Origin of the sequence: Bacillus kexueae (assembly GCF_022809095.1) — a bacterium.
GTDB classification, from domain to species: domain Bacteria; phylum Bacillota; class Bacilli; order Bacillales; family Aeribacillaceae; genus Bacillus_BZ; species Bacillus_BZ kexueae.
In genome coordinates this window covers 102,854-124,225 of the sequence record NZ_JALAZE010000005.1, presented here as the reverse complement: position 1 = coordinate 124,225, position 21,372 = coordinate 102,854, and the positions used below count along the sequence as shown (strand labels likewise).

The following is a 21,372-nucleotide window of genomic DNA, read 5'->3' as shown; positions in this document are numbered from 1 at the left end:
TTTAAAATAAAGAAGCACGATTAGTCTAATTAGGAGGCAAAAGATGAAGCAAGCGCATGACCAATTTGAACAAGTACAATCTGTCATGGACTATATTGATGAGCATATAGATGAAGATTTAACGCTTGAGAAACTAGCGGCACAATCTAATTATTCGCCCTTTCACTTTCATCGAGTCTTTACACAGATTGCAGGTGAGACGCCTGCATCCTATGTGAAAAGAGTGCGAATGGAGAGGGCAGCGCATTTACTTATTTATGAGCCCGATATTCCGGTTACAGATATTGCGCTTCAATGTGGTTTTACATCACTTTCTTATTTCACCCAAGCGTTCAAGCAAATGTATCATGTTAGCCCGAAAGCTTGGCGTGAGGGAGAATACTTAAAAAAGTTTCCTCTGGCTTATGAAGATAGCAAGATTTCTAAACAAATGAGCAGAAAACCACAAGAATATCCGATTAGTAACCCGTATAATCAATTTCAGTGGGTTGACCTGAGTCGTGTTAAAATCATTGAAATTCCGAGTTTTTCATACGTATGGAAGCAACACATTGGAAATTATACAGAAGAAGTATATGAGTCTTGGGAAGAAGTGTTCCGTTGGGTGAAAGCAAGAGAGTATGATGGGCCGGATGGGTATTATTTTGGATACCCTCGTAACAATCCATTTATTACTCCAGAAGGGAAATGTCGGTACGATTGTTGCATTCGCGTTAAGGAATCAGTTGAGGGAGCGACAACCTTTAATGGAGGGAAATTTGCAGTATACGAATTTGAGAACCCTCTAAGTTACGATCAACGGAATCATATTATTCATTGTTATACGGAAATGTACAGCATTTGGCTGCCGAAAAGTGGGTTCCGATTTGTTGGGAATCCAGTCGAATTTGTCGAAATTTTACCGATTCCCAATTCCCTGCATATCCAAGCTCATATTACTGGAATTGCAATTCCAATTGAACCGAAATAAAACGAAGAAAGGTAGATTTGATGATGGAATTCAATTTTGTTGCAATCATCCTAGGTGGGTTATTGTATATGGCTTTTGGTGCGTTTTATTATTCGCCTATCCTATTCGGAAAAAAATGGGCAGTGTTAAATAACGTCGATTTAAAAGAAGCGGGAGCAAAGCCATTTGTGTCAGCAATTGCTGTAGCATTCTTAAACTCAATTTTAATGGCCACTCTTGTTGAGTTAACTAGTACGGAAACGGTAAGCGGAGCTGTCGTATTAGGACTTATAGTAAGCGCCATTCTTTCGTTTTCTTACTTTAAAAATATGATGTTCGGAATGATGAAAAAAAGTGTATTTTTAATTGCTATTGGAGACCACGTAATCATCTTAACGATATTAAGTATTTTACACACAATGTTTTAAAGGTTTGACTATGTCAGACCTTTTTTGTTGTTACAGAAAGTTTAAGTTCAATTAAGTGTTAAAGTATTCTCTTTGCCGTTTTTTGGGGTGTCTAGCTCCAAGCACCATCAGCTCGAGTCTCTTCGGCCCTGCTGTGGCGACGGAAGCCTCCTCGCAGGTCCTCCAGCGCCCTTCGCCTAAGGACTTGCGCTTTCCGCATTTTCTGTGAAAATGAGCTGAATAATCGATCATGATAGGTAGATGGTAGAAAGGAAACCCCAGGGAGAATAAATTTTCATGTCCGGGGTGTGAGTGTAAAATCATGTATGTTTCTTATTTTTCAATTTTGTTCTTTAGCGTAACGACTTTTTAGTAAACGGGTGTAATATATTGATTATACTTTGGATATTTTCCTCGTACGATTAACTCATAAATTTGCTGGATCTGTTTTGTAAATGAACTAGGTTTTCCATTACCGACTGGCTTGTGATCAACGGAGATAATGGGTTTAATTCCGATGGCAGTACCGGTAAAAAACAATTCATCAGCTTGGTAGAGCTCAGCTCTTGCAATACTATCCTCTCTTACTTCAAGATGCAGCTCATTTCTTGCGATATTTATAACGGTATTCCTCGTTATGCCAGGCAAAATTCCATCAGCAATCGTTGGTGTATAAACAACCCCATCTTTAATTAGAAAAATGTTTTCGGTTGACCCCTCGCACACAAAACCATGCTCATTTAAAAAGATCGCCTCGTCAAAACCGTTTTGTACTGCTTCATATCTTGCAAGGGCGGAATTTAAATAGCCGGCTGTCGATTTTGCTTGTGGCGGGATCATATTATTTCCGTTTCGAATCCACGAACTAACACATACAGCGAGACCAGGCTTCGGCAAATAAATGACGGATTCTTGGAAAATAGAAACCCGATTATATGGATCTATGATGGAAGGCGCGAGAAGTTCTTCACCTTTAAAGCAAATTGGGCGAATATATACATCGGAAGTAATTCGATTCACTTTCATTAACTCAATTGTAACGGAGTTTAAGACATCGACTGATAGCGGGACAGGGATGGAAAGGATTTTCCCCGATTGGTGAAAACGCTTATAGTGATCTTCAAGGCGAAATAGGTATAACTGTTGTTCCTCTGCATTCCAAAAAGCTCGAATTCCCTCGATAAATCCAAGTCCGTATTGAAGGCCTCGATTTTTAACACTGATGGTGGCTTGTCGTTCGTCGATAAAATGACCTTGATCAAAAATATAGGCCATATAATATTCTCCTATTCTTCAGTTTTTATTAACTTATGCTAAAACAGGGGAGGAGTAGAAGTTTCAATACCTTAACGGTAAAATGGATTTCTGTTATAATATTCAGAAAAAGGGGGATGAGCATGGAGAAGGTCGCTAAAGGGGTGCAAGATATTTATCCAGATGACTTTGCTTGGTGCTATGGGTGTGGGCGCTTAAACGAAAAAGGACATCATTTCTTAACCAACTGGGATGGAGACAAGACGGTTACGGTCTTTAAACCACTTGCTGAACATATAGCTATCCCTGGGTATGTATATGGAGGCGTCATTGCTTCGTTAATCGATTGTCATGGCACAGGCTCTGCTGCATTAGCATTACATCGAAAGAACGGGTACGAGCTTGAAGATGGAAAAGAGCCGCCACGATTTGTAACCGCTTCATTAAATGTGAACTTCTTAAAGCCAACGCCGCAAGAAGTGGAATTAAAGGCAGTCGGCAAGGTGGAAGAAATCCATCCGAAGAAGTGGAAAGTTACAACTGAGGTTTATGCGCATGATACACTATGTGCAACCGGAGAGGTCGTTGCGGTTGTCATGCCGAGTACGTTTGGGAAATAGTTTAGAGAAATTAGAGAACATTGATTTTTACATAGTATTTCAGTTTAACATTCACGTTAATAAAACGAATGATAAAAGCAGATGAAGAGAACCTATTTATCCCTTCATCTGCTTTTCTTATGTCCACTTTTAGTATAATTAGTAAAGAGCAATGGAAAAGTGACAGATTGGAAGAGTTGAAGGGAGTATTGAAATGGAAATTTTAGCAGGATTATTAACGTTGTTTATCGGAATTGCGCATAGTATATACGGGGAAAAAGTGCAGATAAAAGAGTTGTTACAGCAAAATAATAGTGAGCTTGTAATTGGGTCTACTAGAATTATGATACATCAAGGGGGACTGCTACTTGTATTAGTAGGCGTTCTTCAATGTATGAGTGCTATAGGTGTAGTGGAATTAGTAGGGATTGCAAAATTTTTTCCGATGGCTATCATTTTGAATAGTTTTATTGTTTTTCTTATCATAACGATTGGAAAACATCGGGTCATACTGAAGGAGACGATCCCTCAAATCGGTGTATTCCTTCTTATTCTTTTCTTACAATATATGGTGATATAAAAAAGAGCGTTGCTTTCCCACGCTCTTTTTCATTTGCTAAAGTAGTTCTGGCCTAGGTGGACCCTTTTATCAATGACAAAAGAGCTGCCTTTTCACTACTCGTACCGGAGTTCTTTCCCTAAAGCATAAATGGTACCTGTGGTAGAGGTCTGTATCTTTTTTCGCACTTGTTTAATTTCTAAAAAAGTTTGTGGATAGGCTTCTTTAAATATTGTTACTTGTCCGTCACCTTTCGTCTGTAACAAGTACATGAGCCTTTTTCGCTCAGACTCTAACGACGTAACATGTTGAATTAAGTCATCAAAGGCTTCTTCGTGTTTTTCGAACTCTTTTAATTGGCATTCATCTAATTGGTCTCGACTAGCTTCGTAAATTTCTAACTCTCGTTTTACTTCTTCGAGCTGAATCAGTAAAGATTTATAATGTCGTAAAAGTTGATCAAACTCTTCTTTAACCTTTAAGCGGTTAAACCCTTGAACTAAGATGAATGTTTTCTGTTCGATTCTATTCCCTAAGTATCCTGACAGAACTTTTGCCTTCGCTTCAATATTTCCACCTATTAGCTTTCCTTTTTCTTTATCAGTTTCAATGTTTATCCCTTTTAACGTACTTCCGATCGAATAGTAGCCAATATGTATGTTTTCATCAGCCAATAATGTACAATGATTTGCGTACTTTACAAAGATGTTCCGGCCTGCTTTAATGATTGAATGGTCTTTACCAAATATACCACCTTTTACGAAAACATCTCCTGTCTTTGATTCAATCAGATGGCAGCCTGATACACCTTCTTCACTTAAGACAGAAATGTCTTCAGTTGCGATAACTGAATACCCCTCTTGTACAGTTCCAGTAATGGTGACGCTTCCATCAAACTCCAAATTCCCTGTTTCAACACCAACGTCACCGTCTACTTTTAAGTGACGTCCGACGCCAATTTTTCCTCGATTATAAGCGACGATTCCATCAATTTTTGCACGTAAGACAGTTTTGTTCCCCTCTCGGACTTCTGTAACGGTTTTCGGGTCATATAATAGTCGAGCATCTTTTCCTTTTCGAGGTTGCAATATTTCTCCTTTAATGGTTGCTCCAGGCTTTCCTTCTGTAGGAGGAATTTTCTCTCCAAGCCAATCCCCAGCTTTTATTTCATCTATGAAGTTCATATCATAATAGTCCGCACGACCATCTTCGCGTATTGTTGGTTTTCGGTCTGATAGTTCGAAGTAGCGTATTATAGCATTTTCACCATGAGTTGGAGGAGTCCCTTTTGCAACGATGATTTCTTCAAGTGGTTTTAAACCATTACGGATAACATCGATTAAGATTCCTTCTGTTATTTGTTGTTCAGTTAGCGCTTCAAAGACAAGTTGGATATACTGTTCTTTATTCTGATCAAATTCATCTGGAAGTGCATAAATCTTGACTTTAGCTTCCATTTGATCTCTTGAAAGGATCATATCAACAGTTGGTCTAAGACGTCCAATTTCGATATCTTCTGATGAAGCTTGTTCAAGCGCTTTCTTTAAATGAAGAAATTTTGTTATCTCAATTCGCGGGTTTAGATTTAGTACATCTTCGAATTGAAGTAGAGGAAAATTGGGTTGAGTGACATGGATAAATATGATGTTATCTCGTTCTAATAGGTGAAAATATTCATTTGAAAATAATTTTACCACTTTTTACTCAACTCGTTTCTGCTTTCGTTCGTAATATATATGAAGTTACTTCTCATAATAACTATCGGTAAAATAGAAGAAATAATGAAGAAAAAGATGGGTGGTAAATATTGATAGTTAGACAAAGAAAACAGGCTACCCTAAAAGTACAGCCTGTTTCTCGTCAATTATATTCGGTTAATTTAATCTGGTAGCGGACGCTTTCGTCAGGGAAGGACAATTCCTAACGAACGGGTTTCTATAGTCAATATCTGCTCGGATTCCTCGCAGTATCATATCTCAGTGCAGGAGAGTCTGGACAGTCGTCCGCCACCTTTCTTTCGTTCAAAAGGAGCTGTTTTTCGCTCCTGATTCCGTTTAAGTAAGTCACATTATACAAATCGAACAACATCTTCAAATGGGCGTCTCGTTTTTGGATTTGGCTCTTTTGCTCTGTACCCGAAAGCGACCATGACTGAGATGTTAAAGCTACCATCTTCAAGCAAACCTTCATCTTGAAGGAGTTTATTCATTTTCTCATAGGAAAAGCCTTCGATAGGACAAGAATCAATGCCGATTTGTGCGGCTGCAGTCATCATGTTTGCAAGCGCTATGTATGTTTGCTTCGACGCCCAGTCAAACATGGCGCGATCATTTTCTAATAATTGAAAGTCATCTCGTTGGAAGTTTTCGACTTTCGTTAAGTAATCGCGTTTTACGTCTTCCGGAAGCATTTTATAATGAGTGTAGTGTTCCTCTAAGTAATCGGAGTTGTACGTTGTATCTCCCTTTGTTCGAGCGAGAATGACGACGAAATGACTAGCTTCTGGAAGCTTTCCATATGCCCCCCAAGCAGTATGTTTAATTTTTTCTCGAAGCTCTTCACTTTCGATTACGAGAAATCGCCACGGCTCCATTCCTAAGGAACTCGGGGAAAGTCGACCTGTTTCCAAAATGAATCGGAAATCATCGTCTGAAATTTTTTTAGTTGGATCAAATTGCTTCGTCGCATGTCGTGACCAAAAAGCATCTAATATGTCTTGCTTTACTTTTTCTTTGTTCTGCATTTATAGCTCCCCCTTATATTTGAAACATTTCGACAACAATACCGTACCATATTAAGGGAAATCTGCCTAGAATTTAGGACATGAAAGGGCGAAGGAGGAGGCTTGCGATTCGTAATGGATTTAATCTTGTTTGATGAAACAACATCGCTCCGATAGGACCATCCAGTTTTTTTACTATCTTGTCAAACGTATCATTATCCAGCTTTTCAACCATTCTACGGAGGACAAGAGAATCTTCGTAGCTTTCATAAATTTTCTTAGCGAATTGTTCGTAGTTCGCCTTACCAAGAATATCATAGGCGGCGAATATTCCGGATAAAATGGAGGCAAATTGACCATATCCAAGAAAAGGCATATTCGTACCAAGACAGTTACCTGTGAATAGTGTGTTCCCAATACGAGGGAAATGACTTCTTCCAATAAGATAATTACTCACCTGAAACTGGTCAGTTATGGTAAGCTCCTGATTTAGATGCTTTTGACATTCCTGATGAAATGATTGAAATAATTGATCACCGTTTGCTGTCACCACATTATCAGGATAAGCAATGACGATGTTCGCCTCTTTTTCAGAAAACGGAAGAATATATCCGTATCCTTTCGGTGCGAAATGGTTATTAAGCCATACCATCGCTGTATACGGATTGAAAGATCCTTCAACCGTTGCAGCTGTAAGGGAGGCACTCGTATTCAGTGTGTAGGGCTGTAGTTTGCGGGTGTACTCCCCGTCACCCGTTGCCATCACAACATGAGAATGCTCATGTAATAGTTGTTCGTAAGTATATTCTGAATGGAAGTGGATGGGCGTTTGCACTTGATTGGCCAGCTGCTGTTCAAAAGATAGATGGTGGCGACCGCGAACATTCACAAATCCGATGAGGCCTTCTATCGTTGCTTTTTCATTTTCTGAAAATATTTTTAGAGTGCGAATGTGAGATAAAGGTTTTAAATCAATCTCGTGATGTTCCATGAAATACTGAATTGGATCTAAAATCGGTCTTGTTAACAAATTCATTAAGGCTTCCGCATTAATAAAACGGTCACCAACTTGACTTCGTTTTTCATAAATAGTCGGTGATACCCCGTTGCGCTCGAGAATGATTGCACACGCTAACCCAGATAGACCAGCACCCATAATTGCTACGTTCAAGTTATCATCTCCAGTTGAAAATTGTGTTCAATCTATATTATTTACAATTATTCACAAGTAAACCGTCGTAGTTTCCGATATTTGCTATAATGATGAGAAATCTATGAGAAGAAGGGGCGGAGGGAATGAATGAAGTGTTGAATTAATGAGAAGAATTATTCTACATAGCAATGAGGCCCTCTGCAAAAAATAGAGGGCCTTCTTTTCTTAAGGATAGTTTCTAATACGTTGTTGCTTTTTAGTCTTGAATTAGTTGAAGCGAAAGGTGCCATTTGTCCAGCGTTGTACGAAAGGGAGACTCTTCCGCAATAAAATAAAGACACTGCGGAGAATAGGGGTGATATAGAGTCACTATACCGGCAAACCCTAGACCACCTTTCGATATCCATTGTATAACTAGAAACAACACTCTTTGAGAGAAGAGAGTTTAAGATTATGAATTCGATAAAGTGTGTGCTTGTCGATTGCGAACACCTGCATCGATAATGAGTTTTATCATGTCATCAGTCATTAATAAGTGCTGGATATCCGTTCCAGAAATAAGCTCTTTTGTATGATCATCTTTAAAGGAAAGATTTCGAGTTAAATATACTTGATACACGTCGATTAGTTCATTTAAGCGCTTCTCCACATCCATTAGTTCATGGATTTCTACTTCTTCAACGATGTCTAGTTGTTCAAAGTGAAGGGCATCTTTTATAAATGTTAGCAGCTTTTCATTCGTTGGTGGATACGGATTTGTAATATGATAAATGGTATCCGGCTTTGCATTTTCAGGCGCAAGACTTAAAATATCGGAAACATAATCAACTGGTACGAGATTGGATGTCCCTTCTTTTGAAGCAAGTATTCGATACGATGTTTCAGAAGGGTAACGAGATACTTTTCTCTTGAATAATTCAAGTGCTCGCATAAATCCATATAGCGTAAACGAAGAATCGGCTTCCCCTGTTTTCGAATCTCCGACGATAATAGCTGGACGAAAAATCGAGATATCTAGTTTAGTATTATACGAAAAGACTAAGTGTTCAGACTTCACTTTGCTTTCCTCATACGGGTTATTGGTTGGGTGATTCATTGGATATAACGCTTCAACCCCATTTGAACCCTTACCGACTGTGTAGGCTGTACTTACATAGTAAAATTTTTTTGCTCCGATTGCAGTAGCGAGGTCCAGGATATGCTTCGTTCCATCGTAGTTCGTTGCAAAAAGTTCTTCTCTTAACTCCTCGTCAAATTTAACGAGTGCAGCTAAATGATAAATAGCATCTATTTTCCCCTTTAACCAATTTATATCTTCTTCACCTAGTCCACCAAAAGGGCGTGTAATATCTCCTTCAACAATATGAATTCTTTGTTGATCAGATGCTGGAAACGTTTGACGTAGCTTGGCCGCTTTTTGGATATTTCTCGCAAATACATATAATGTATGGTTTTTGTTCTTCAGTAAGTTTTGAATGAGCTTCCCGCCTAAAAATCCAGTTGCTCCTGTAAGAAAAATATTCAAAAAATCACTCCTGTTGTTTTGGATTAAGAGACGCTACTTTTCTCTTGGATGAAATATTGTAAAAATGATAGAGCATGTTGGTTAAATTCGTCCGCTTTGTCCACGTTACACACATGTCCACATTTTTCAATGACAATCATTTGAGCATTATCGTCACTTTGAACATCTTTTTGAATGGCATTTACAAATAAATGGTCTTCTCTACCTGAAAGGTAAAGCTTTGGAATCGCTTTCGTTTTTTCGTTAATCACGAAGGTTGATTGGACATCATTTACGAGATGAAACCAGGCTAAAAAATCTTTCCGTTTCATCTTTTGGGCTGCCTTGACAAACATTTCTCTGGAATGATGGTGATTTTTCCTTGGCATAATAATATGGGCAAATAGTTTGTATAACCAAATATGAGGAGTAAAGGATTTGACGACTTTCCCACATGCCACTAATGTTTTTGAAGTCCAAGTAAGACGAGTGATGGCCCCACCGAGAACGGCAGACTTCACCCGTTCAGGATAATGGTTCATTAAACAGTGTACAATCACAGACCCGAGCGATATCGTCAAGAAATGTGCTTTCTCGATGCGCAAATGGTCAAGAATACGAATGCATTCGCGTGCCGCTAAGTTAAATGAAAACGGCTGATTATATTGATCTGGACTAGGAGACTTTCCGTGCCCAGGAAGATGAATGGTCACGACATTAAAATATTTCTGAAAAAAGCGAATCTGCTTATGAAAAATGCTACAATTCCCTCCAAAACCATGTATCAACACAAGGTATTCAGATGAAGGGCCTTCAAATACTTTATATTCTAACATGAAAAACTCCTTATAAATCTAATTCTCATACTTTTATTATCCTATCGTTTATACCTAAGCTTGTCACTAGTTAGTTATAAATTGTTAGAAAGATGGCACAAAAATGTACCATTTACAGGACGTTCCTTTTTCAGTTTTGTCAACATCCAGTGTGACAAAAACGGTATTACTATTCGTTGATAAGGGGCCTGAAACCGCTTTATCATTAATGTACAAAGTGAAAGGGAGGTCCTCAATGAATACAAATCAACAATCTGGTATAAAAGTAAAGATTCAGCGATTTGGAAGCTTTTTAAGCGGTATGATTATGCCGAATATGGGGGCATTTATCGCATGGGGAATTATTACAGCCTTATTCATTCCTACTGGTTGGCTTCCAAACGAAGATTTAGCTAATTTAGTAGGTCCGATGATTACCTACTTACTACCTTTATTAATTGGGTACACAGGCGGTAAGATGGTTCACGACGTTCGTGGTGGTGTCGTTGGTGCGACTGCAACGATGGGAGTCATCGTAGGCGCAGATATTCCAATGTTCTTAGGTGCCATGGTAATGGGACCGCTTGGAGGTTGGACAATTAAAAAGTTCGACCAACTTATTGATGGAAAAGTGAAATCAGGCTTTGAAATGCTTGTGAATAACTTCTCGGCAGGTTTTGTTGCATTAATACTAACAATCTTAGCTTACTTAGGAATCGGTCCTGTCGTTCTTTCTTTAACTGAAGTGTTAGCTGGTGGAGTTCAAGTGATTGTCGATGCAAAACTTTTACCGCTAGCAAGTATTTTCATTGAAACAGGGAAGATATTATTTTTAAACAACGCGATTAACCACGGGATCTTAAGCCCAATTGGAATCGAGCAGGCAGCTGAAACAGGTAAATCAGTGCTTTTCTTACTAGAAGCGAATCCTGGACCTGGTTTTGGTATTTTGTTAGCGTATATGTTATTTGGAAAAGGTGTATCGAAGCAATCAGCTCCTGGTGCAGCGATTATTCACTTCTTAGGTGGAATTCATGAAATCTATTTCCCATACATCTTAATGAAGCCACTACTACTAGTCGCGGCAATTGCTGGTGGAGCGTCCGGTGTATTCACTTTTATGTTATTTGACGCTGGACTTGTAGCTGTCCCATCACCAGGCAGTATTTTTGCGTTACTAGCAATGACACCAAAAGGGAATTATTTAGGAGTACTTGCAGGAGTAATCGTAGCAACAGTCGTATCATTTGTAATAAGTTCCATTATTTTAAAAGCATCTAAACAAGAAGAAGACGAAGATGCATTGAAAAAAGCGACAGAACAATCATCCAAGCTTAAAGGAAAAGAAACAAGAGCTTCTATGTTAGTTCAAAACGAAGAGGCTGAAAATAAGGAAGAAAACGAAACTGAAAGTGTGTCAGCTAATCAATCAGACAGCTTAACGCAAGGAAAAGAAGTCAATAAGATCATCTTCGCTTGTGATGCGGGTATGGGTTCTAGTGCCATGGGTGCATCCATCTTAAAGAATAAAGCGAAGAAGGCAGGTCTTGATGTAATGATTACTAATTCATCTATTAACAACTTGCCTAGTGATGCTGACATTGTCATTACACATAAAGACTTAACAGATCGTGCAAAAGCGAAGAATCCAAACAGTACGCATATTTCAGTGGAAAACTTCTTAAATAGTCCACATTATGATCAACTTATTAAGGAATTAAGTGAATAACCAATAATAATCGATGGAGTGACTAGTATGTACTTATCAGCGAGAGAAAGGCTCATCTTAAACAAATTACTAAAAGAAAAAGAGATGACAGTTCAAGCGCTTGCTGAACATTTAGGGGTAAGTACACGTACCATTCATCGAGATTTAAAGGGCATCGAAGGTTTGCTCGAAAAGAAATCGTTACGCCTTATAAAGAAGTCAGGGATTGGGCTTCAACTTGTAGGCGACGAACTAGCGATTGAGCAGTTAACTTTAGAAATGCAGAATGTGGAAAGTGATGAGTATACTCCAGAGGAGCGACAGCGTATGATTTTATGCGCGCTCCTCAACTCATCTGAACCGATAAAACTGATTTCATTAGCGCAGGATTTGTACGTAACGGTAGCAACCATTAGCAATGACTTAACGAGAATTGAAGAACGATTAGTGCATTCGAGTCTTGATCTCGTTCGAAAAAGAGGATTTGGGATACAGCTTGTCGGTTCCGAATCTGCTAAACGACGCATGATGAGTCAATTGATTTCTGAACATGTGGAAGAGGTTGAATTACTTAAACTCATTAAACGTCATGATTCATTCATTTCGGAACAGCTACTGGGGCTAGTGGATCAGGAGAAAGTTTCAGCGGTAGAAAGAGTTGTGGAAGATTTTATTCAAAATCTTCCTTATTCAATATCAGATAGAGCGTATGTGGGGCTTGTTATTCACATCGCTTTAGCAATGGAGAGAATTATTCAAGGAGAGCATGTTCAAGTAGATGATGCCTTGTTTCATCATTTAAAGGAAGCGAAAGAATTTGAGTATGCAACTCACCTTGCTCATCAATTAAGTCAAACATTTCAAGTTGAAGTACCGGAAGCTGAAATTGGCTACATGGCGATGCATTTACAAGGTGCAAAATTAAGAAATGAACAAGAGTTTATTCTAGAAGATTCTACGATGGAGATAGCGCTAAAAGTCAAAGAACTCATTCAACTTGTAGAAGAGAAAACCCAATTTCCCTTATCTAAAGACGAATCGCTATTTCAAGGTCTTGTCGTTCATTTAAAACCTGCCTTGTATCGTATAAAACAAGAAATGGGGATTACAAACCCCTTACTGGATCAAATAAAGGAAGATTACGAAGAATTGTTCTTCGTTGTAAAAGAAGCGGCTAAACAAACGTTTAATCAAATCAATATTCCAGATGAAGAAGTGGGGTATTTAGTATTACATTTCGGGTCCGCTTTTGTTAGCAATCAAATGCTTCATCCTATTCGAGCGTTAGTTATTTGCTCGAGTGGAATCGGTACTTCTAAAATGCTGCTCTCTAGAATGAAAAGGGAGATTCCTGAAATTACTGAACTAAAAAATGTTTCAATATTTGAATTATCAAATATGGACATTACGCGATATGACTTGATTATCTCTACCATTTCACTACCGCAAATTAACCGGGAACACATCGTTGTGAGCCCTATATTAACAAAGGACGAAATTAAGAAAATAAAACGTTCAATCCGTCATTGTTGGCAACAACCCCTTGTGGAAAATGAAAGAGAGAATAAAACGATTCCTTCGAATACGCAGGGTGTCGGGAAAACGATGGAACGCATTCAAACGATGAAAGTTTATTCCGATACCGTTTATCGTCTGCTTCAAGAGATAGAGTTACTGGAAGTAGAGGCTAAAACAATAAATGATGCATTAGTGAATATTTGCGAATCTCTTCATAAAAAAGAAGTATTGTCAGACATCGATGAAGTAGTAAAGGCTCTAGTGAAGCGAGAAAAGCTAGGGGGGCTAGGTATTCCAAATACGAGTCTCGCATTGTTTCATACGAGAAGCCATTCGGTACAAAAGGCGTGTTTTTCAATCGCAAATTTATCAAATGCATTACGTGTTAAAGGAATGGATGATTCAGAGGTTGAAATACGAAAAATACTTTTCATGATTGCGCCGACGGAAACATCTTCGGAAGTGCTCGAAGTGTTAAGTTATATAAGCGCCTGTATGATTGAAAGTAAAGAAAGTATATCGTTATTCGAAACAGGTGATGTATCAGCGATTAAAGCCTATATGGCGGTTAAATTTGAACAGTTTTTACAGGAGAAATTAAATTCTTAAGGAGTGTTTAGAATGGGACGTGCAATTTTAACAAGTGAAAATATTTTAATGAATGCAGAATTTGCTAATAAAGAGGAAGCAATTCGTACAACGGGACGTATCCTCCATGAGCAAGGATATGTTGAAGCAGACTATATCGAAAAAATGATCGAGCGTGAAGAACTAACATCTACGTATATGGGGAATTTTGTTGCGATTCCACATGGTACAGAAGAGGCAAAGAAAGCTGTCAAAGAATCTGGAATTGCTATTGTGCAAGTACCTAACGGAGTAGACTTTGGTGACGGTAACATCGTAAAACTATTAATTGGTATTGCTGGTAAAGGAGACGAGCACTTAGAAATCCTTTCTAAAATTGCCATTGTATGTTCTGAAGAAGAAAATGTAGAGGCAATTGTAAAAGCGAGTTCGAAAGAAGAAGTTTTAAGTCAGTTTGAAGGAGTGGAGTAATATGCTTGCTGTCCACTTCGGTGCAGGTAATATCGGTCGAGGTTTTATCGGAAAGTTATTATCCGAGTCAGGCTATGAAACATGTTTTATCGACGTCAATGATCAAGTCGTTCAACTGCTTAATGAGCGAAAGGAATATAAAGTTGTCATTGCCGATGAAACAAAAGAAGAAGTAACCGTTCAAAATGTTTTTGCTAAAAATAGCATAGAGCAGCGTGAAGAAGTCATTGAGATAATTGCGAAAGCAGACCTTGTGACAACCGCTGTTGGACCGAATATTTTGCCATTGATTGCTCCTCTCATCTCTGAAGGAGTAAAGAAGCGATTCAATCAATCAACAACACCTTTAAACATTATTGCGTGTGAAAATATGATTGGTGGTAGTGCTTTCCTAAAAGAGAAAGTATTTGAGAACTTGTCTCACGAGGAAGTGGAAGAGTTTCAAACGCGGCTAGGCTTCCCGAATTCTGCGGTTGATCGTATTGTTCCGAACCAAACAAATGAAGACCCATTAATGGTTATGGTAGAACCATTCTTTGAGTGGGTCGTAGATGAAACAGAAGTTGTAGGTTCAAGGCCAGACGTTTCAGGTATCACCTATGTAAAGGATTTAAAGCCATATATTGAACGCAAGCTCTTCACGGTCAATACTGGTCATGCCGCTTGTGCGTATTTAGGCTACTTATATGGATTCGAAACGATTGACCAAGCAATGAAAGACGAAAGAATCCAAGCAATCGTTCAAAATACGGTAAAAGAAACAGGACGTTTACTTACTACGAAGTACGATTTAGATGAAGCTGAGCATGAAAAATACCGTGAAAAGATCATTCAACGCTTCTTAAACCCAGCATTAAAAGATGAAGTCACACGAGTTGGCCGTTCCCCAATTCGAAAGCTAGGAGCGAAAGATCGGTTAACAAACCCTGCAACTCAGTACTTAGAGTTAGTGGGAGAAGTGCCAAGTTATTTAGCAAAAAGTATTGCAAGTGCCTTGCACTTTAATTACGCAGAAGATGCTGAGGCACAAACGATTCAGCAAGCGATTGAAGAAAAAGGTCTGGTAGAGGCGATTGTCGAATTTACGGGACTTAGTCAAGAGTCCCCTTTAACTAAAGAAATTATGAATCAATATGAAGAACTGAAAAAGTAGGCGGTTACCGTCTACTTTTTCTTTTTGGCTAAATTATATATTCAAAAAAAACCACTCTACGGAGTTATTTGGTTGAAAGGTAATCAAAGTGAAGGGGTAGAATAACAGCGTAACATGAGAGGAAGTGGACCATGAGTAAAAAATACCCGACTACATGTGAGCTCTGTTTGAGAGAAAATGTGAAAACAACTTTGCATCATTTAACACCGAAAGAAGAAGGGGGAACGTTTTTACCTACTGCTTATTTATGTATTCCATGCCATAAACAAATTCATGCGCTATTCTCAAATAAAGAAATTGTGATTCTTGGTTTAACGACCATCGAGGCATTACGTGAACAAGAAGAAATGAAAAAATTTTTATCATGGATTCGAAAGCAACCGGGCTCGAAAGTACCGTATATCAAAAAATCGAATGCACGACGAAAGAAAAAGTAAAAATGGCTGATGAGAATGGATGGCAGGAAAATCCCAGTTAAAGAAGAATACTTTCAAAAAGGATTAAAGGGGGATGACCATGCTATCTTCAAAAAAATTACGGGATATCAATGGATTACAAGAAATATGTGAGAAGTATGAACATATCAAATTGAAGTTGAATTGGGATTTGCTCGAAACGCGCAATGAATTGGAGCAAAATGATTTCTTTCATTACGAAGGTGACAAGCTTGTTGGGTTCATAGGTCTATATGGTTTTGGAACGAAAATAGAACTTTGTGGGATGGTACATCCTCATTATCGGAGAAAAGGGATATTCTCACGGTTATTAAAAGATGCTCTGAAAGAAGTGAAATCTAGAAATGTTCGAGAAGTATACATAAATGCACCGGAAAAATCAGAATCAGGGAAAGCATTTTTAAAACAGTTTCCGTGTCGTTTTTCTTTCCGAGAATATCAGATGAAATGGAATGAGAAGCACGTTTCTTTAGAAGAGGGTGTACATTTACGAAAAGCAACAAAGGCTGATTTCAATCTTGAAATTCAGCTCGACGTCGAATGTTTTGGATTTTTAGAATCGGAAGCACGATCGTACAATGAGCAAATTAAACGTGAAGTGAATCAAGACTTTTTTATCATCGAACAAGGTTCCATTGCAGTTGGAAAAGTAAGAATCCATCGACATAAAGGAGAGTCCTGGATATACGGGTTTTCCGTATTGCCTCGCTATCAAAAACAAGGAATTGGTCGAAAAGCATTAAAACAACTGGTTTTTCATGAGATTCAAAAAGGAAACGAAGTACATTTAGAAGTACAAGCTACAAATGAACATGCATTAAAGCTTTATACATGGTGTGGTTTTCAAGTATATGATGCGCAAGACTATTATGTGGTTTAAGAGGGTAAAACGTATTTAAAGGAAGGAGGAGGAGAAATTGAGATATGTCATTATCGGTGGGGACGCAGCTGGTATGAGTGCCGCAATGCAAATTGTCCGAAACGATCCGTCCGGAGAAGTTATAACGTTAGAAAAGGGTGAAATATATTCCTATAGTCAGTGTGGCCTCCCTTATGTCATTGGTAGAGATATTTCTTCGACTGATCAACTAATTGCACGTAAGGTGGAGACATTTCGTGATAAATACGGAATAGATGCAAAGATTTTTCATGAAGTGACAAAAATAGACCATGAAGAAAAGTGTGTAAGTGGTAAACATTATAGGGCTGGGGAAGATTTTACATATACGTATGACAAACTGTTGATTGCGACAGGAGCTTCTCCAATCATACCGAACTGGGATGGTGTGAATTTAAAGAATGTATACACGCTAAAAACGATTCCTGATGCCGAAAAGATTGTGCAAGATTTGAATAAGGAGATTCGCGATGTAACGATTATTGGTGGAGGCTATATTGGACTAGAAATGGCAGAGTCCTTCAAAAAGCTTGGGAAGCATGTTCGAATTATTCAAAGAGGCCCGTACATAGCCAATCTTTTCGATGAAGAGATGGCCGAGCTTGTTTCAGAAGAAGCAAAAAAGCATGGAATCGAAGTCGTGACGAATGAGCAAGTAAGAGCGCTACGAGGGACAGAAGCAGTTGAGATGGTTGAAACGGATTTGCATGAGTATAAAACGGACTTTGTTCTTATATCTGTTGGAGTTCGTCCCAATACCAAATTTGCTCAAGAAGCAGGCATCCTTACAAATGAAAAAGAAGCCATTCAAGTGAATCAATTTATGGAAACAAATATTACTGATGTATATGCTGCTGGGGATTGTGCCACACAATACCATCGAATAAAAGAGCTTGATGACTATATACCACTAGGGACAACAGCAAATAAACAAGGTCGTATCGCGGGGCTCAATATGAGTGGGAAGAGGCAATCGTTTAAAGGAGTGACCGGCTCTTCCATTATAAAATTCATGGGTCTTTCACTTGGAAAAACAGGACTTTCTGAAAAGGAAGCAAAATCTCTATCCATTCCTTATGAAACAATTCGAATCTCTACTAAAGATCGAGCTGGCTATTATCCTGGCGCATCCGATATACACTTGAAATTAGTGTATCACAAGGCAAACGGTCGATTGCTCGGTGGACAAGTAATTGGCAACGCGGGTGTAGATAAGCGAGTAGATGTATTGGCTGTTGCGCTATTCAACGAAATGACAGTTGATCAATTGGAAGACCTAGATTTAAGTTATGCCCACCTTATAACGGAGCATGGGATCCCATTCAACAAGCGGCGAGAAGAAGGCAAAAAGACTAGACAAATAGATTTTCTATCCAAAGGTCATCGAGGCTAGTTTCATCCACTTGGAGAAAATGATGAGAAAAATAACCATAATGATTGCATTATTAATACTACTTATTTTTACAATCGACAAAATAGGTGAACAAGTAAATTTTGATTCACCTATTTATTAAGGTTTATTATTAGGTAAACAAAAATGGCTTTTAAAGGATGGAGAACTATGAAGACCTTTATTTCTAAACTCATAACACTTTTATTTACAGCAATTATTGGTAGTTTGTATTTTGCTATTTTTCTATTTCACCCACAAGAGGACTTCGGATTGGGTATCTACTACGCTTTAGTGATGTATCCTTTAATATTACTGTATATGTCACCGGGAATTCTGATTTCATACTTAGTAGATTTTATTAAAAAATATACTAAAAGGACACATATCATTTTTTCAACTGGAATGTACTTTTTTGTATGTTTCCTCTTATTCTATATTCCTTTTTTTATAATTCAAAAAGAAAATTCCACCCATGCAATTTTTTACTTTTTATTAATACCCGTTCTCTATTGTATTTTAGAGTTCTTTATAAAAAAAGTAATATTTAAAAGTACAATCAATAAACCCTGACTTTTAATTATAAAGTCAGGGTTTATGACAGCAACGCTGTTACGCCAGTTGTTAAAGGAAATCGTCAAAGGGAGGACGTCACATAGTTTACAGACCAACCATTCGTTGCGCTGACGCTTATAAAAGATACATTAATGACCTTTTAAAGCAACTTCTCTCGACTGAAACCAAATCATCCGAGCTGCATTATTTAGCGCTGTGCATGCAAAAGAGTTTCAGGAATTGATGAAACGATACAAGAAATAAGACTCCTTCCTCCCCTCCCTACAATGGAGCTTGGAACAACACGAATTGTGGCTAGAACAGAACCCAACGATAGAAGGGAGTAAGGACGTTAATGCAAACAACCTCAATCGAGTGTAGCCCAATGACTTGAAGATATATTGAAAGAAAGATTCAAGAACTTGGATAGTGTGTTTATCACGAAGGATTACTTAAAAGAAGCATCAGAACCGCAGTACGCTAATATCTACTCACAGTCCTCTATACCATTTGTATTTATCGATTATGAAAAAGTTTAGTTAGCATTTCTTGATGACCAATTAAGTTATGAGCGTGCTCATACTATAAAATTAGGAGATTATGCAGTAGGTTATTATAAGGACATTTATTTCGGTCTCGGGCTATAAAATAATATTGAGAATGAAAAAACCATCCAGGACTGTTATTCTAGACTGTTTGTTATCATAGAGCGTTTTAAAAATACAGACCAAATTTTAATAAACTAAAATTTTTGTTTAGTAGATTTGATTAACGAAAAACACCCCCAATCGGTTTTGGGGGTGTTTTTGATCCTAGTTACAGAAAGTTTAAGTTCAATAAAGTGTTAAAGTATTCTCTTTCCAGTTTTTTTTGGTGTCTAGGTCCAAGCGCCATCAGCTCGGGTCGCTTCGGCCCTGCTGTGGCGACGGAAGCCTCCTCGCAGGTCCTCCAGCGCCCTTCGCCTAAGGACTTGCGCTTTTCTCAGTTAAAAAGCATGCTTATTCAATATCCATTGGTAATTCAGTTGAATATTTGACCTCGCGTAAAGCTAAACTCGTTTGGATTTTCGAGATTCCGAGGCTATTCAGTTTTCGTATAAATCGTTCTAGGTCTTTTCGGTTTTTATTGGCTACTTTTAATAAATAATCATACTCTCCGGTTAAACAGTGGCATTCCAGAACTTCTGGCATATTAGCAAAAGCTTGTTCTAATACTTCAAGCTTATCGGCTTGATGAATATTCGTCGAGATGAAAACAAAGCATAAAAGATTAAACCCCAGCTTTTCATGATTTAATATACATACTTGCCGATCAATGTAACCTTCTTTTTCTAGTCGTTTAATTCGTGCATGTGTCGCGGGTGGAGATAAATTCACTCTTCGTGCTAGCTCTGCATTACTCATTTGAGCATGCTTTTGGAGGGTCGATAATAATTTTCGATCGACTTCATCTAACTCTTTTGAAATCATCATCGAATCCACGTCTTATATCCCCTTTCGATTCTTCCGTAAGTAGTTTGAATTTTAATTAGAATATGAATGAAATTCTGTATAATAAGCTATTAACTTATAAAAATTTCAAATTACTTTTATTATACAAAATAATATTTTGTTTGTCGTGGATAACTGTTAAGATGGTGAATAAATAATCGGGATGGTAAAGGGGGACAAAAGCATGCCAATCTTTTATTTTTTGTTGCTATTAGTAACGAGCTTGTTGTGGGCAGGGAATATCGTGATATCTAAATCACTCGTTGAACATGCTTCGCCGATGACTTTGACGAGTTTACGTTGGATGATTGCGATCGTTTGTTTAGTACCTGTTGTGTGGTGGAAAGAAAGAAAGCTTGTACCGCCGAAATCGGCTTTACTTCCACTATTTTTAATGGGGCTGACCGGAGTGGTTTTATTTAACCTCTTTCAATTCCTTGCGGTGGAACGAACTTCAGCGACAAACGTGGGCCTTATTACGACGTTGAATGCGATATCAATTGCCGTATTTTCAGCCATCTTTCTACGAGAAAAAATGACGTTTATGCAAATGGTGTCTATGTTTATTTCATTGTTTGGTGTGCTTCTTGTCTTATCGAAAGGTCAGCTTGAACTTCTTGTATCACTTACCTTTAACCAAGGAGATGTGTATATGTTAATCGCTGTAGCGATATGGGGATTGTATTCCGTTTGTAGCAAATGGGCGACAACTAAAACAACTCCAATGGTTGCGACTTTGTATGCGGGGATATTCGGGTTGTTAATCTTGATCCCGTTTAATGTACCCTCCTTTGCTGTACATAACTTGAATGTTGAATTTACGTTAGCGATTCTTTATACAGGTGTAATCTCAACGGTCGTATGTATGGTTTTTTGGAGTATTGGGTTACAAAAATTAGGAGCGACGACAGCGGGGATTTTCATGAACTTTAACCCCGTTTTCACAGCGATTTTAGCATTTATCTTCTTGGGAGAAAAAATGAATGGATCTCAAGTAGTAGGTGCGCTCATTGTCATTCTCGGTTGTTATTTGTTCTCCTACTTTAAAGATAAAAAGCTTATTCGTTTGAACGTAACAAAACAAATCGAGGGCTATCGTTAACCCTCGATTTTTTGATTGTTACAGAAAGTTTAAGTTCAATAAAGTGTTAAAGTATTCTCTTTCCAGTTTTTTTGGTGTCTAG

The 21,372-nt window shown here is 38.1% G+C and carries 18 protein-coding genes and 1 pseudogene; 12 read left to right on the top strand and 7 right to left on the bottom strand.

Features of this window, described 5'->3' with window-relative positions:
* Positions 1-43 precede the first annotated feature (43 nt).
* Entirely contained in the window at positions 44-970 is a 927-nt protein-coding gene (locus ML543_RS10795; protein WP_243387370.1) for an AraC family transcriptional regulator, read from the top strand.
* 20 nt (positions 971-990) lie between these two features.
* On the top strand, positions 991-1,377 hold the full coding sequence (locus ML543_RS10790) for a DUF1761 domain-containing protein (protein ID WP_243387369.1): 387 nt from the start codon (positions 991-993) through the stop codon (positions 1,375-1,377).
* A 348-nt stretch (positions 1,378-1,725) separates the two neighbouring features.
* On the opposite strand, the gene ML543_RS10785 is transcribed toward ML543_RS10790, so the two are convergent.
* Positions 1,726-2,631, bottom strand: coding sequence for a branched-chain amino acid transaminase (locus tag ML543_RS10785; RefSeq protein WP_243387368.1), 906 nt, complete (start codon positions 2,629-2,631; stop codon positions 1,726-1,728).
* 116 nt (positions 2,632-2,747) lie between these two features.
* On the opposite strand from ML543_RS10785, the gene ML543_RS10780 reads away from it, so the two are divergent.
* Both ML543_RS10780 and ML543_RS10775 read left to right on the top strand, forming a co-directional pair.
* Positions 2,748-3,230 (top strand): PaaI family thioesterase, encoded by a 483-nt coding sequence (locus ML543_RS10780; protein ID WP_243387367.1) that lies wholly within the window; start codon positions 2,748-2,750, stop codon positions 3,228-3,230.
* 193 nt (positions 3,231-3,423) lie between these two features.
* A complete protein-coding gene (locus ML543_RS10775) occupies positions 3,424-3,789 on the top strand; it encodes a hypothetical protein (RefSeq protein ID WP_243387366.1) in 366 nt (121 codons plus the stop codon).
* Between the two features lie 95 nt (positions 3,790-3,884).
* Here the strand turns inward: ML543_RS10775 and ML543_RS10770 are convergent, their stop codons facing one another.
* From ML543_RS10770 to ML543_RS10750, 5 genes are all read right to left on the bottom strand, one after another.
* Positions 3,885-5,465, bottom strand: a complete 1,581-nt coding sequence (locus ML543_RS10770; protein ID WP_243387365.1) for a DUF342 domain-containing protein — start codon at positions 5,463-5,465, stop codon at positions 3,885-3,887.
* 371 nt (positions 5,466-5,836) lie between these two features.
* A complete protein-coding gene (locus ML543_RS10765) occupies positions 5,837-6,511 on the bottom strand; it encodes an NAD(P)H-dependent oxidoreductase (RefSeq protein ID WP_243387364.1) in 675 nt (224 codons plus the stop codon).
* A gap of 73 nt (positions 6,512-6,584) precedes the next feature.
* Entirely contained in the window at positions 6,585-7,661 is a 1,077-nt protein-coding gene (locus ML543_RS10760; protein ID WP_243387363.1) for an NAD(P)/FAD-dependent oxidoreductase, read from the bottom strand.
* 433 nt (positions 7,662-8,094) lie between these two features.
* On the bottom strand, positions 8,095-9,168 hold the full coding sequence (locus ML543_RS10755) for an SDR family oxidoreductase (protein WP_243387362.1): 1,074 nt from the start codon (positions 9,166-9,168) through the stop codon (positions 8,095-8,097).
* Positions 9,169-9,191: 23 nt separating this feature from the next.
* Positions 9,192-9,983, bottom strand: a complete 792-nt coding sequence (locus ML543_RS10750) for an alpha/beta fold hydrolase (protein WP_243387361.1) — start codon at positions 9,981-9,983, stop codon at positions 9,192-9,194.
* A 235-nt stretch (positions 9,984-10,218) separates the two neighbouring features.
* Between ML543_RS10750 and ML543_RS10745 the strand changes: the two genes are divergently transcribed.
* The 7 genes and pseudogenes from ML543_RS10745 (at position 10,219) to ML543_RS10715 (ending at position 18,109) form a co-directional block, all read left to right on the top strand.
* Positions 10,219-11,691 (top strand): PTS mannitol transporter subunit IIBC, encoded by a 1,473-nt coding sequence (locus ML543_RS10745; protein ID WP_243387360.1) that lies wholly within the window; start codon positions 10,219-10,221, stop codon positions 11,689-11,691.
* Between the two features lie 27 nt (positions 11,692-11,718).
* Positions 11,719-13,797 (top strand): BglG family transcription antiterminator, encoded by a 2,079-nt coding sequence (locus tag ML543_RS10740; protein ID WP_243387359.1) that lies wholly within the window; start codon positions 11,719-11,721, stop codon positions 13,795-13,797.
* A gap of 12 nt (positions 13,798-13,809) precedes the next feature.
* A complete protein-coding gene (locus ML543_RS10735; protein ID WP_243387358.1) occupies positions 13,810-14,247 on the top strand; it encodes a PTS mannitol transporter subunit IIA in 438 nt (145 codons plus the stop codon).
* 1 nt (position 14,248) lies between these two features.
* Positions 14,249-15,400, top strand: a complete 1,152-nt coding sequence (locus ML543_RS10730) for a mannitol-1-phosphate 5-dehydrogenase (protein WP_243387357.1) — start codon at positions 14,249-14,251, stop codon at positions 15,398-15,400.
* 131 nt (positions 15,401-15,531) lie between these two features.
* Positions 15,532-15,837, top strand: coding sequence for an HNH endonuclease (locus tag ML543_RS10725; protein ID WP_243387356.1), 306 nt, complete (start codon positions 15,532-15,534; stop codon positions 15,835-15,837).
* Between the two features lie 79 nt (positions 15,838-15,916).
* Positions 15,917-16,735: a GNAT family N-acetyltransferase gene (locus ML543_RS10720; protein WP_243387355.1), complete on the top strand. Its 819-nt coding sequence runs from the start codon at positions 15,917-15,919 to the stop codon at positions 16,733-16,735.
* 37 nt (positions 16,736-16,772) lie between these two features.
* Positions 16,773-18,109 (top strand): annotated as a pseudogene (locus ML543_RS10715) (CoA-disulfide reductase).
* A 1,587-nt stretch (positions 18,110-19,696) separates the two neighbouring features.
* Here ML543_RS10715 and ML543_RS10710 read toward each other — a convergent pair.
* Positions 19,697-20,170 carry an Lrp/AsnC family transcriptional regulator gene (locus ML543_RS10710; RefSeq protein ID WP_279326646.1) on the bottom strand — a complete coding sequence of 158 codons (474 nt, stop codon included), beginning with the start codon at positions 20,168-20,170 and terminating at the stop codon, positions 19,697-19,699.
* 202 nt (positions 20,171-20,372) lie between these two features.
* On the opposite strand from ML543_RS10710, the gene ML543_RS10705 reads away from it, so the two are divergent.
* Positions 20,373-21,290 carry a DMT family transporter gene (locus tag ML543_RS10705; RefSeq protein ID WP_243387353.1) on the top strand — a complete coding sequence of 306 codons (918 nt, stop codon included), beginning with the start codon at positions 20,373-20,375 and terminating at the stop codon, positions 21,288-21,290.
* The last annotated feature ends 82 nt before the right edge of the window (positions 21,291-21,372 follow it).

Bases quoted from the DNA above. Each gene is read 5' to 3' on its own strand.
- ML543_RS10795 (WP_243387370.1), top strand. From the start codon at position 44: ATGAAGCAAGCGCATGACCAATTTGAACAAGTACAATCTGTCATGGAC.
- ML543_RS10790 (WP_243387369.1), top strand. From the start codon at position 991: ATGATGGAATTCAATTTTGTTGCAATCATCCTAGGTGGGTTATTGTAT.
- ML543_RS10785 (WP_243387368.1), bottom strand. From the start codon at position 2,631: ATGGCCTATATTTTTGATCAAGGTCATTTTATCGACGAACGACAAGCC.
- ML543_RS10780 (WP_243387367.1), top strand. From the start codon at position 2,748: ATGAGCATGGAGAAGGTCGCTAAAGGGGTGCAAGATATTTATCCAGAT.
- ML543_RS10775 (WP_243387366.1), top strand. From the start codon at position 3,424: ATGGAAATTTTAGCAGGATTATTAACGTTGTTTATCGGAATTGCGCAT.
- ML543_RS10765 (WP_243387364.1), bottom strand. From the start codon at position 6,511: ATGCAGAACAAAGAAAAAGTAAAGCAAGACATATTAGATGCTTTTTGG.
- ML543_RS10750 (WP_243387361.1), bottom strand. From the start codon at position 9,983: ATGTTAGAATATAAAGTATTTGAAGGCCCTTCATCTGAATACCTTGTG.
- ML543_RS10745 (WP_243387360.1), top strand. From the start codon at position 10,219: ATGAATACAAATCAACAATCTGGTATAAAAGTAAAGATTCAGCGATTT.
- ML543_RS10740 (WP_243387359.1), top strand. From the start codon at position 11,719: ATGTACTTATCAGCGAGAGAAAGGCTCATCTTAAACAAATTACTAAAA.
- ML543_RS10735 (WP_243387358.1), top strand. From the start codon at position 13,810: ATGGGACGTGCAATTTTAACAAGTGAAAATATTTTAATGAATGCAGAA.
- ML543_RS10730 (WP_243387357.1), top strand. From the start codon at position 14,249: ATGCTTGCTGTCCACTTCGGTGCAGGTAATATCGGTCGAGGTTTTATC.
- ML543_RS10725 (WP_243387356.1), top strand. From the start codon at position 15,532: ATGAGTAAAAAATACCCGACTACATGTGAGCTCTGTTTGAGAGAAAAT.
- ML543_RS10720 (WP_243387355.1), top strand. From the start codon at position 15,917: ATGCTATCTTCAAAAAAATTACGGGATATCAATGGATTACAAGAAATA.
- ML543_RS10710 (WP_279326646.1), bottom strand. From the start codon at position 20,170: ATGATGATTTCAAAAGAGTTAGATGAAGTCGATCGAAAATTATTATCG.
- ML543_RS10705 (WP_243387353.1), top strand. From the start codon at position 20,373: ATGCCAATCTTTTATTTTTTGTTGCTATTAGTAACGAGCTTGTTGTGG.